The sequence below is a fragment of the Chryseobacterium sp. CS2K3 genome (assembly GCF_059515185.1).
In genome coordinates this window covers 372,875-385,362 of sequence record NZ_JCAKRW010000001.1, presented here as the reverse complement: position 1 = coordinate 385,362, position 12,488 = coordinate 372,875, and the positions used below count along the sequence as shown (strand labels likewise).

The 12,488-nt window shown below is 37.3% G+C and carries 8 protein-coding genes; 1 reads left to right on the top strand and 7 read right to left on the bottom strand.

Annotated elements, in window-relative coordinates:
* Positions 1-2: 2 nt before the first annotated feature.
* Both AC5YGG_RS01735 and AC5YGG_RS01730 read right to left on the bottom strand, forming a co-directional pair.
* On the bottom strand, positions 3-3,062 hold the full coding sequence (locus AC5YGG_RS01735; protein WP_496142693.1) for a TAT-variant-translocated molybdopterin oxidoreductase: 3,060 nt from the start codon (positions 3,060-3,062) through the stop codon (positions 3-5).
* A gap of 23 nt (positions 3,063-3,085) precedes the next feature.
* A complete protein-coding gene (locus AC5YGG_RS01730; RefSeq protein ID WP_065395683.1) occupies positions 3,086-4,450 on the bottom strand; it encodes a c-type cytochrome in 1,365 nt (454 codons plus the stop codon).
* A gap of 184 nt (positions 4,451-4,634) precedes the next feature.
* Between AC5YGG_RS01730 and AC5YGG_RS01725 the strand changes: the two genes are divergently transcribed.
* On the top strand, positions 4,635-5,192 hold the full coding sequence (locus AC5YGG_RS01725; protein WP_496142692.1) for an SPOR domain-containing protein: 558 nt from the start codon (positions 4,635-4,637) through the stop codon (positions 5,190-5,192).
* A gap of 56 nt (positions 5,193-5,248) precedes the next feature.
* Here AC5YGG_RS01725 and AC5YGG_RS01720 read toward each other — a convergent pair whose 3' ends face one another.
* The 5 genes from AC5YGG_RS01720 to AC5YGG_RS01700 form a co-directional block, all read right to left on the bottom strand.
* On the bottom strand, positions 5,249-6,526 hold the full coding sequence (locus AC5YGG_RS01720; RefSeq protein WP_496142691.1) for a DUF6080 domain-containing protein: 1,278 nt from the start codon (positions 6,524-6,526) through the stop codon (positions 5,249-5,251).
* Between the two features lie 70 nt (positions 6,527-6,596).
* Positions 6,597-8,138 carry a protein adenylyltransferase SelO gene (locus tag AC5YGG_RS01715; protein ID WP_496142690.1) on the bottom strand — a complete coding sequence of 514 codons (1,542 nt, stop codon included), beginning with the start codon at positions 8,136-8,138 and terminating at the stop codon, positions 6,597-6,599.
* Between the two features lie 75 nt (positions 8,139-8,213).
* Entirely contained in the window at positions 8,214-10,592 is a 2,379-nt protein-coding gene (locus tag AC5YGG_RS01710; protein WP_496142689.1) for a transglycosylase domain-containing protein, read from the bottom strand.
* A 6-nt stretch (positions 10,593-10,598) separates the two neighbouring features.
* Positions 10,599-11,063, bottom strand: coding sequence for a gliding motility lipoprotein GldH (locus AC5YGG_RS01705; protein ID WP_496142688.1), 465 nt, complete (start codon positions 11,061-11,063; stop codon positions 10,599-10,601).
* Complete coding sequence (locus tag AC5YGG_RS01700) at positions 11,056-12,471, bottom strand: PSP1 domain-containing protein (RefSeq protein ID WP_496142687.1); 1,416 nt, start codon at positions 12,469-12,471, stop codon at positions 11,056-11,058. Before AC5YGG_RS01700 ends, AC5YGG_RS01705 begins: the two co-directional genes overlap by 8 nt.
* Positions 12,472-12,488 lie beyond the last annotated feature (17 nt).

Below are 12,488 nucleotides of genomic sequence, written 5' to 3'. Positions count from 1 at the left end.
CTTTATTTTTCTACTCTGTTTCTTACTTTAGTGTGATAGAACACGTTTGGTTTTGTTCCGATCTCCTCTAGTAAATAATATCTTCTGTTAGAGGCATACACCTTTCTAATTGAAGAATCTTTATCATTCATGTCTCCAAATGTCATTGCACCCGTAGAACAAGCTTTAGAACATGCAGTCTGGAATTCTCCATCCTTCACTCTTCTTCCTTCTTTCTTAGCCTCAAGAATAGTATTCTGAGTCATTTGGATACACATTGAACATTTCTCCATTACCCCTCTAGTTCTTACAACTACATCCGGGTTAAGTACCATTCTTCCTAAATCGTTGTTCATGTTGTAATCGAACTTGTCATTTAGGTTATAAGTAAACCAGTTGAAACGTCTTACTTTGTATGGACAGTTGTTTGCACAATATCTTGTACCGATACATCTGTTGTAAGCCATATGGTTTTGACCTTGCTTACCGTGTGAAGTAGCCGCTACCGGACATACAGTTTCACATGGAGCGTGGTTACAGTGCTGACACATTACTGGTTGGAAGATTACATCTGGATTATCAGCCGGGTGATTCAATGCTCCTCCGTCTCCGAATGCAGTACCATACAATTCAGGTACAGCCATTCCTTCTTTTAATCCTTCGTATACTTCTACTTTCTGTCTTGAAGAATAGTAACGGTCAATTCTTAACCAATACATATCTCTAGACATTCTTATTTCTTCTTTACCAACTACAGGAACGTTGTTTTCAGCCTGACAAGCAATAATACATGCTCCACAACCTGTACAAGAGTTCAAGTCAATAGATAAGTTGAAGTGAGGACCGTCAGTATCATCAAATGCATCCCAAAGGTCAATTTTTCTTGCTGGAAGAGCTCCACTGATTGTGTGGTATTCCAAAGGCTTGTTCCATCCTTTGTGCTCATCATCGAATGGTACGTTGATGAATTCAGCTAAAGGAACTTCCTTAGCGATTTCGTAACGACCCATTAATGTATTTTGAAGCTGGATACCTGCGAATTCATGATCTTCTCCTGTTTTCTCAATTTTCACCCCTGAAACAACAAGGTTAGAACCATCGAATAAAGGATAAGCATTTACTCCTGTATCTGCTGTAGCTCCTGAGTTTTTCTTACCATATCCAAGAGCAAGACCTACTGATCCTTCTGCTTGTCCTGGTTGTACGAATACAGGAACATCTTTTATTGTAACTCCGTTTACCGTAAGGTTTACGATAGAACCATCTAACTGCATTCTCGCGTTAAGATCGTTATCGATAGCAAACTTTTCTGCGTCTTTCGGAGAAATTGTCAAGTAGTTATCCCAAGCCATTCTAGTGATCGGGTCAGGTAACTCTTGTAACCAAGGGTTGTTTGCCTGAGTTCCGTCTCCCATAGAAGTCTTAGTGTATAATACTAATTCTAATTCAGAAGCTTTGAAATTTCCTAATTCAGCAACAGCCTGTGCAGCGTTTCCTCCTGCGTAAGATAATGTTGTTGAGTTAGTAGAAGGGTTAATACCGTTATATAATGCCTTGTTGAAAGAAGTACCACCTAGAAGAGAAGCAGAATTCGCTTTTAAATAATCATAGTAGTTGTTTGCAGCATTATTCTTACCGTTTTTCCAAACCAATAGAGATTCTTCAATCTGTCTTGACTTGTAGATCTTTTGGATCGTAGGCTGCATTAATGAATATACTCCAGTCTGTGGTTCGATATCTCCCCAAGACTCTAACCAGTTAGCAACTGGAATAACAGCCTTAGCTGCTTTGTACATTTCATTTTTCTTATCAGCAACAGCAATTACGTAAGGAACTTTAGATAAAGACTTCTTGAAGTCTTCTCCTTTCGGGTGAGCATAGATAGGATCTACATTGTTTGTAATTAATACACCAACTTGTCCACCATTTACCCATCCTAGGAATTCCTGGTATCTTGCACCGTTGAATTCTTTTAGGAAGTTTGCTTTACCAGTGAAAGCTACTGAACCTAATTTTTGGTTAATTAAGTGTGCTAAAACCTGTGCTCCTTTAGAACCGTCAGCGAAAACAACAGCTTTGCTTCCTTTTGCTTTAAGTTCGTTAGCAATTTCAGTTGCAGTCTTATCAGAAGTACCACCACCTACGATTGCGTTGTAAACTTCAACTAATGTTTTGTTTACTGCACTTGGCTTTAATCTATATCTTGAGTCAGCATTAGCACCAGTTAATGACATGTTAGATTCCACCTGGATGTGTCTTAACATGTTTGCCCCTGGCTTTCTTGCTGCTGCGTAAGAAGACTCTAAGCTTGAAGCGTTGTAGTCTCCTAAGAAATCAGCTTGGAAAGAAACTACCAATTCAGAACCGTTAAGGTCATAAACAGGTAATGCTCTTTGTCCGAATACTTCCTGAGCAGCATCTAATCCTGCAGAGTAAGGGAAAGCATCGAATGTTACTAATTCAGCTGTAGGATATTTTGCTTTGAATTCAGCAAATAACTTTTTGAAAGTTGGTGAAGCAAAAGAGTGTGATAAAACCACAATCTTTTTGCCTGACGCTTTTGCTTCTTCTAAACCTTTAATAACAAAACTGTCTACTTTATCGAAAGTTTCATCTTTACCGTCTAGTTTAGGCTGTTTTACTTTATCGTTATCATAAAGAGAAAGTACACTTGCCTGAGCTCTTGCGTTAGTTTTACCTAAATCACCACCAGCTGGGTTTGGTTCAATCTTGATGGGTCTACCTTCACGAGTTTTTACTAATACACTAGCAAAGTCGAAACCGTCAAAATATGTTGAAGCGTAATAATTAGGGATTCCCGGAATAATATCGTGTGGTTTTACCACGTAAGGAATCGTTTTGATTACCGGAGCTTCACAGGCAGCCAATGTTACTGCTGCTGTAGAGAATCCTAGTAATTTAAGGAAATCTCTTCTTGAAGTACTAGATCCGTTTGTCTCAGCATCTCCAAGGAAATCTTCTACCGGAATTTCTTCCTGAAACTCTTTCTGAGCCAGCTTATTATTTAAAGCTGGATCTTTAAGTTCATGAATACTTCTGAATTGTATTTTGTTTGAAGCCATTTATACTTCTAATTTTTTAGTTATTAATAATGACATTTACCACACTCAAGACCTCCAATTGCATCTACAGTGATCTTACCTCCATCTTGTGGATATTGTTTTTTCAACTTGTCGTGTAGATTCTTGAAGTACTCTTTATTATAACCGTTGTTCATATCAACCTCAGTAGTTCTGTGGCACTCGATACACCATCCCATCGTAAAGTCGTTAGCCATCTGAACAACATTCATTGTATCAATTTTTCCGTGACAAGCTTTACAAACAACATCAATTTTGTTGTTAGGGTTCTTCTTGTTGAAAGAATTGATGATCGCTTGTTCACCAGCAATTACGTGCTGAGAGTGGTTGAAGTAAACGAAATCTGGCATGTTGTGGATTCTTGTCCATTCAACCGGCTGTGTTTTTCCTGTGTACTGTTGTTTTGCAGGATCCCAACCTGTAGCCGCATAGATCTTCTGGATTTCTCCGTCATAGAATGCCTTATCTTTTCCTGGCTCCATGTAGTGATCTGCGTTGTATTCAGAAATTGTTCTGTGACAGTTCATACAAACGTTCATAGAAGGAATTTCAGATACTTTTCCATATTTAGCACTAGAGTGACATAATTGACAGTCAATTTTCTGTTCTCCAGCGTGGATTTTGTGAGAGAAGTAGATTGGTTGCTCAGGCTTATAACCTTTGTAAACCCCGATCCACATCAGCCAGTTCCAAACTCCGTAAGCAGCAAGAATAGCAAGAATAGCCAATAATGCTTTCCCAACGTAGTGGAACTTCTCGTACATTTCACTGAAAGAACGAACTCTAGTCTCGTTAAGACCTGTTAACTCTTCAGATTGACCCAGCTTCACTAATTGTCTTAGTTTTACCAAGATCCAAACTAATAGACCAGCAATGGCTAAAAGTGAAATGATAACGATGTTTGTTGTGCTTTTGTCTGCAGGTGCTGCAGTAGCTGAACCTTCACCAGCTGTTGCTTTCGCATCATCTTTCTTCGGTTCTGGTTCTGGTGGATTAGTAGTGAAAGCTAAAATGTCGTCTATATCCTTATCTGTAAGATTTGGAAAGACCTGCATTTCAGTCTTGTTGTACTTTTCAAAAATCTCATTGGCGTATTTATCCCCAGAAGCTCTAAGAGCTTTGTTGTCTTTGATCCACTTGTGAAGCCAATCTTTGTCTACACCACCTTCTGTCTTTACACGTTCTACAACACCTTTTAAGGGTGGTCCTACAACTTGTTTGTCCAGCGCGTGACATGCAGTACAATTCGCTTTGAAAAGTTTCTCTCCGTTTTTAGGATCGCCGTCTTGCCCGTAAAATGAAGCACTGGTTGATAGCAATAAGCCTATTGCGATCAACGTTTTTTTATAATGCTTTCTCCAACTAATCATTTAAATTATCTTATGTTAGTAAATTATTGAACATTCAATCAATTCCGCAAAAATAATATTTTTAACAGAAATTTAACGGCATATCCAAAAGGGAAAATATCATTTACGTTTAATTTGTATTGATTCTAAATAACCTGTTTGGTATAGTTTTTTAATTTGTATAAATTTGCGGAAACAAGTTTAAATGAGAAATTTGATTAAAATATTTTCGATATTATCGTTATTTGGATTTTATAATATTGAAGCTCAGCAGGTTGTTAAAAAAGATACGCTTTCGGGAACGGAGCTTGTCATGACAATGGATTCTAAAATAAATGCTGCCCTGGAAGGAATTGAAGGGAAGTGTTCAAAGGTTGCGACCAATAATTCCACTAAAGATTTTAGCAGTAATGATTCGGCTATCTCTTCAGGAGTGATTGCAAAACCGCCAAAGATTTATGTACCGAATAGGGAATTGACAAACGCTGAAATTTGTAAAAAAAATCCTAGAATTTTAGGATATAAAATTCAGATTACAACAGTAAAAAGTAATGAAGAAGCAAATGAGGTAAAGTCTTATTTCAGAAAAAGATTTCCTAACCTGAAAGTAGAAACAGATGCTTCTTTAAGACCGAATTATAAAATTCTTGCAGGAAGTTATTTTACTAAACAAAGTGCTTCAGGAGATCTTTCAAAGATCAGAGAATACTTCAAGTCTGCAGTTGCTGTGCAGTATAGAATTTTCTGTGCGGAAGCAAAATAGAAATATAAATTTTCGATTGAAAAAAATAAAAAAGCTGAGATTTTTCTCAGCTTTTTTTATTGATAATAAGTTTCCAGAAACCAAAAGAATTCTAATATTCTAAACAGGTTATTTGAAAGTAAATAGACGAATAATACACTGATTGTTAGGGTTAAAAATGCAATCATTTTTGGGTATGATCTGTAAGCGTAGAACAGCCAGCCTATAAGTAATGGATATACAAAAACGAAATGTCCTCCATAAATGTAAGACGTGTGCAATCCGAATCTCATGATGCAATGAATGATAATGTCTATGAAAAATGAAACAGCGATTATCTGCACCCATTTATTTTTAAAATTCTTTATATAACTCCAACTTACTAACAGCAGTATTATTGCTATAAAAACATAAGGAAATACTGATGAATAAAGGTCCATGTAAAGTGCTTTAAAATGAAATCCTTTCATGTTGTGCTTATCCGAAATAATGAAACTTGGAAACAATATATTGCCTCCGAAAAAGAAAGAAATAATCATATCCCAGGTTGGCATTGACTCTACATTGGAAAACTTTTCATACTGCTGGTTTGTCTTTGAGAATATATTTTGATACTTGAAATCAATTCTGTTAAGATAAAGTAGTGCATATATGATGATAGCGATTGATCCTCTTAAAATAACACTCGCAATTTTCTTCCAGTCTTTAAAAAGTCCTCTTTCAAATAAGACGGGAATAAAAACTTTTACAATGTTTGTCACGGTAAGTCCTCCAATTGTTATACTTGCCAATGATAGTGCTGCGGCTGGTATTTTTTGTTCCTTTTTCAGTTTTAGGGCTGCATAGTAATTGTAAAGTGAAAGTAGAAATAGTGTGTAAGTGAAGTTCTCCGGAGTAAAGGACAGGATAATATTGGTTGAGAATACCCCAAAGAATAAGGTGATCAAAAAACTGTAAAACAACGGTAGTTGGATGATGTTTTTTAAGTATTTAAAAATCTGGATAATATTTAACGTAATGATAATATTGCTTAGCCATGCTAATGTAAGTCTGAAATTAACATCCATTTTTCCACCTGAAATGAAAAGGCAGAATTCTCGGATCCAATTGAAAAAGTAATAAGAAAGCGGGTGTCTTTCAAAGCTGCCTCCGGTCATCAGGATAGATTTGTTGTCAAAGCTGAAATAGGCATCCCAGGGAATTCTGTTGTCAAAGATAATTCTGTAGTGAATGGCGATATAAGATCCTAAAATTCCATAGCAGGTAATGAAAAAGAGGAAAACAGCTAATTCTGCATAGGAGGATGGAAAAACCAGCCTGAAAAAGTGAATGAGTTTTGTTTTGATAAGAGACACGGGTCAATTTTTTTGCAAAAGTAAAATAAAAACCACCAAAGTTGGTGGTTTTATAAATATTGTTGATTGGCTAAGAACTGCATGAAAGGGTAGAGCATCCGGCTGTGTCATCATATCCTGAGGGTCTTTTGGCTGAGAATTCAGGAAACAATTCTTTGTATGGATTTTCAAGTGCCTTAGTTAATTTTTCGAGCATTTCAGTTTTTCCGTTGTCAATTTCTTCAATACATTCATAAAGCAGATAATTTCTTAAAGTAAATTTTGGATTTGATCTTTCCATCATTTTTAGAGATTCTTCTCTTGAAATTGTGTTTAAGCTCAAACGTGATTGGTAATTTTCAATGAAGTTTTTAAGTTTATTTCTATTTTCTTCATTCAAAAAAGTATACGAGGCATTAGCGAAATGTTCTTTTACATCAGTTTCAGGGGTAAGCTTTTCCAATTGATTAAAAAATAAAGTATAGTCAAATTGAAGTTCCTGCATTAATCCTTGCCAGTTAGTGAAAAATTCTTCATCGTCTTTTTTCAACTCATCAAATCCGAACTTTCTGCAAAGCATTTTATCATGGGATTCCCAGAAATAAGTGCCATATCTGTTTAAAGTGTCTTCTAGAAACTTTTCATCTTTGATGATAGGGTGAAGTGCATTGGCGAGCTGCCAAAGATTCCACTGGGAAATCTGTCCCTGTTTTCCAAAAGCATATCTTCTTCCCGGAAGATCGGTGGTGTTTGGAGTGAAGTTTAAATCATATTCATCCATCATAGAATAAGGACCGTAATCTATGGTTAGTCCTAAAATAGACATATTATCGGTGTTCATGACACCATGTACGAATCCTACTCTGAACCATTCCACCATAAGATCTGCAGTTCGGGTACAGACATTTTCAAAAAAGTCCCTGTATTTTTGAGCATCATTGGAAGTAATTTCGGGGAAATAATTTTCGATGGTAAAATCAAGCAGCTCTTCAAGGGTATTATATTCTCTCTGGGCAGACATGAGTTCAAAATGACCGAAACGTAGAAAACTTTCAGCGGTTCTTATCACTACAGCTCCCTTTTCTAATTGTGGATTCCCGTTATACATGATATCACGTACTACATCTTCTCCTGTGAACGCAAGGCTTAAAGCTCTTGTTGTAGGAACTCCAAGATGATACATCGCTTCACTCATCAGATATTCTCTTACGGATGACCTGAGAACAGCTCTTCCGTCCGCATGTCTTGAATATGGTGTTGCCCCAGCTCCCTTCCATTGAATTTCCCTTCTTTTTCCTGAGTCATTTGTGATTTCACCAGCAAGAATTGCTCTTCCGTCTCCAAGTTGCCCTGCCCAGTTTCCAAACTGATGTCCCGCGTAGGCTGTAGCATAAGTTTTAACATTTTCGGGAAGATGGTTTCCAACCAGAAAATCAAGGTCTTTTTCTTCATACTTTCCTAATCCTATTGTCTCTGATAAAGCTTCGTTAAAGGCTATTAACTGTGGTTTATCAAACCCGGCAGGTTTAATAGTGGAAAATAAGACCTTGGGAGTATTTCGCTGCATAGGATTGTTGGAAATATCTCCTGGAAATATTTTAGTGAAAGGCTGTTGGATGCGTTCGATATTCATAAGTCAAAGGTATTAATTATAAAAGAAAAGACCTTCCAAATTATTGAAAGGTCTTATGTATATCTAAAAGAGAATTTATTTATTGAAGTCTACCTCATCGTTAGAGTGAAGGTTTTCATTAATATTTTCTTCTTTCTTTTCTGTTGGTTTTTTAGGAGTAGGATCTGCTGCTCTTGGATTCTTGATCTCGTCAATAGTCTGAAGACTTCCGTCATCTCCGTATCCGCCACCAAGTCCTTTAAGGTTTGAACAGCCGTCTTTCCAGTCAGAAGGTTTGATAAATTTATCATCCGGAGTAACTCCTAATGTTTTGTCTGCCCATACTTTCTTCATGAAAATTGCCCAGATTGGTAATGCCATTCTCGCACCCTGTCCTTCACCGGTGCCAAGGAAGTGGGTTGCTCTGTCTTCCCATCCAACCCAAGCTCCTGTTGCCAGTTTTGGTGTAATACCCATGAACCAACCATCGGAGTTATTCTGTGTTGTACCTGTTTTGGCAGCAATTTCAACTGCTTTTGAGATTCCTCTTCTTCCTAATTCTCCTGATGCAGTACCATATTGTGCAACACCTTTCATCAGTTCGATCATAGTGTATGCATACATTGGATTCATTACCTCTTTAGGCTCTACATTTACCTCTTTGATTACTCTACCATTGGCATCTTCAATTCTCCAGATCATTTCCGGCTTATTGTAGTTACCATAGTTAGCAAATGTACTGTAGGCACCTAGCATTTCATAGATTGTAATATCTGATGAACCTAATGCGATAGTATTGTTTCTAGGAATGTCTTCCGTTACTCCTAAATCTCTTGCTGTCTGGATAACGGCATCTACACCTGTCATTTCAATAAGTCTTGCAGCAATCGGGTTTTGAGAGTGGGCTAAACCATCTTTTAAGGTAAGCATTCCTCCTCTTCCCGGTACATGCCATCCATTGTGATCATAAGTTCCGTTCGAAACGGTAGAACAAGGAGTCATTCCCAGTTTCATAATTGCCGTTGCATATACAAATGGCTTGAAGGTAGATCCTACCTGTCTCTTACCTTGTTTGATATGGTCATATTGGAAGTGCTGCCAATCAATACCACCTACCCAAGCTTTGATTTCTCCGGTTCCCGGAACCATAGACATTAAACCTGCCTGTGCAATTTGTTTGTGGTACCTGATAGAGTCCCAAGGTGACATTTCAACTTCTTCTTCTCCGCTCCATGTAAATCGTGAAGTTTTGATTGGTTTTTTGAATTCCATCATAATGGAATCTTCAGGCATTCCGTCTGCTTTTAAAAGCTTATAACGTCCGGTTCTCTTCATTGCCTGAACCATTACATCCTTGATCTGCTTATCAGTAAGGTAGTAGAAAGGTCTGTTCTTTCTTCCTCTTTGCTCAGCATCAAATCTTTTCTGAAGATCCGTTAAGTGTTCCTTGATAGCTTCTTCTGCATACTTCTGCATTTTAGAATCAAGAGTAACATATATTTTTAAACCGTCTTTGTAAAGATTCAGCTTTTTACCCGTTTCTTTTTCGTGAGACTCAAGATATTTATCGATTTCTTTTCTCAGGTAGAACTTATAGTAAGCAGAATATCCGTCAGTAATACTTTTAATAGGATGGAAGTCTACTTCAATCGGAGTGTTTGCTGCTTTTTCATATGTTTCAGCGCTGATATATCCTGTTTTCTGCATTTGATCCAGTACAACATTTCTTCTTTCCTTTGCTTTCTCAGGATATCTGTAAGGGTTGTTTTTTCTTGGATTTTCAAGCATGGCTACAAAAGTTGCAGCTTCCGGTAAGGTAAGCTCAGAGGTCTTTTTGTTAAAATAAACTCTGGATGCCATTTCAATACCGTTTGCATTGAACAAAAAGTCAAATTTATTGAAGTAAAGAGTGATAATTTCTTCTTTAGTATATCTTTTTTCAAGACTTACTGCTACTACCCATTCTTTCAGTTTTTGGAAAGCTCTTTCGAATTTATTCTGAGAAGCAGTTCCTGTAAAAAGAAGTTTTGCCAGCTGCTGGGTAATGGTAGAACCACCACCACGACCACCACCATAGGCAACGGCTCTGGCAACTGAGTATAAGTCAATTCCTGAATGCTCTTTGAAACGCTCATCTTCTTTAGCCTGAAGGGCATAGATAAGGTAAGGAGGAAGGTCTTTATAAACGATAGGCTGAGTTTTTTCTTTCTCAAATTTACCTAGTGTCACTCCATCTGAAGAAATAATTTCAGAAGCAACAAAGATATCCGGGTTTTCAAGTTCTTTCACATCTGGCATCTCTCCAAGGAAACCTTGGGAAACAGAAAAGAAAATCCCTGAAACCCCTAAAACTACCGCAATGAGTGCAATCCAAATAAATGAAACCCATTTTTTCCAGGAGGTATCTTTCTTTTTTTTGGGAGGCAGAGGAAATGTTTTCCCCTTGCTTCCTGCATTTTTTTTGTTTTCTTCCATTTATGGTTACGGTTTAGCCGTTTCTATTTTTATTCCAACATCCTCAATTCCCGGAAGGGTATCATTTCTCATCGCCTGTGTAAGCCCGATTTCATATTTTCCCTTTCCTGGAAATTTGTAATTTACTTTGTACTGAAACAATGTTTCCTTCGTGTCACCAAAGCCTGTACCAAGCCATTCTCCGCTTGGTTTTGCCAGAACATAATTTAAGGTGTCTGTTTCCTTTTTCTTGTTCTGCAGGTTCGTGAAATTTACAATAAACCTTATATTACTGTAAGGATAATCGTTATTGTTTCTTACGACAAATATAATATTTTTAGGATTCTGCGGATCTGAAATTTCAAGATTAAATTTCTGCTCACTTTTCTTATTCCACTTATTATCAACGGAATTCATAATCACATCTTCTCCTGAAGAAGAGTTGCAGCTAAAGAAAAGGATAAAGGTCAGTAATCCTAAAATGTTACGCATTTTTATCTTTTTTTGGAGGATATTTCTTTTTAAATTTTTTCTTGTTCGGGTTGCTTTGCGGTGCTTTTTCTGTATTAGAATTAGCATCAGCCTTTATTGCCTTTTCCACAGGAGCTTTTTGTTGCTGTTGCTGTTGCGGTTTGGGCTGTCTGGGTTGATTTCCGGAATTAGCGCTAGGGTTTTCAGGTTTCTCAGTTCTGTTAGGTCTTTCTTGCCTTTCAGGTCTGTTCTTCTTTTGCCCTTGTCCCTGAGGTTGTCCCTGCCCCGGGTTATTGTTGTTAGGCTTATTCTGGTTGTTTCTGTTTCGGTTGTTTCTGTTTTTCTTTTCGAAACGGTCTACGTTGTTCTCCTGAATCAGATCGATGCTCTGAGTAGGTGTATCAGGCTGTTTCAGATCTTCAAGAGGAAGTATCTTTTCACCTCTTTTGTTTTTAGAAATCAGCTTCTTAACAAGATCAATATCGAAATCATACCAAGCAATGGAGTTGTCTACATAGGCAAACCACATTTTCTTTTTAAAGACATCTATTTTGATGCAGAATGCCTTACCTTTTTCTGTTTCCAGTGTGGTAGAAGAAGAAGGGAAATTGCTTAAAGCGTCCAGATAGCTGTCCAGTTCATAATTTAGACAACATTTAAGTTTACCACATTGTCCGGCAAGTTTTTGCGGGTTGATACTTAATTGCTGGTATCTTGCTACATTGGTGTTTACAGATCTGAAGTCTGTAAGCCAAGTAGAACAACAAAGTTCACGTCCACAAGACCCAATTCCGCCTACTTTTGCAGCCTCCTGTCTGAATCCGATCTGTTTCATATCGATCTTCGTTCTGAAAGCACCGGCGTAATCTTTAATCAATTGTCTGAAATCTACCCGGTTATCAGCTGTGTAATAAAAAGTGATCTTTGAGGAATCACCTTGATATTCAACATCAGTAACCTTCATTTCAAGACCTATTCTTTGAGCTATTTTTCTAGCTTCAAGCTTTACAGCGTCTTCCTTTTTTCTGACTTCCTGCCATACCTCAAGATCCTTTTGGTTGGCTTGTCTATATATTTTAAGTGCCAATTCTTCTGAAAATTTCTTCTTTTTCATCTGAATTTTCACTAGTTCTCCCGTAAGGCTTACTACGCCTACATCGTGTCCCGGACTAGATTCTACTGTAACTACGCTACCAATATGTAAAGGAATATTGTTTACATTCTTATAAAACGATTTTCTGTCATTTTTAAATCTAACTTCTACAAAATCACACCTGTTTGGTGCTGGATTGTTGATGTTAGAAAGCCAGTCAAAAACACTTAATTTATAACTATTCCCGCAGGTATTTACATTTTCACAGCCATTTGCAGTCTTTTTAGGACCGCAAGAATGTGCAGAATCGCCGGATGTTTTACATCCACAACTCATATTTTTATTATTTATAA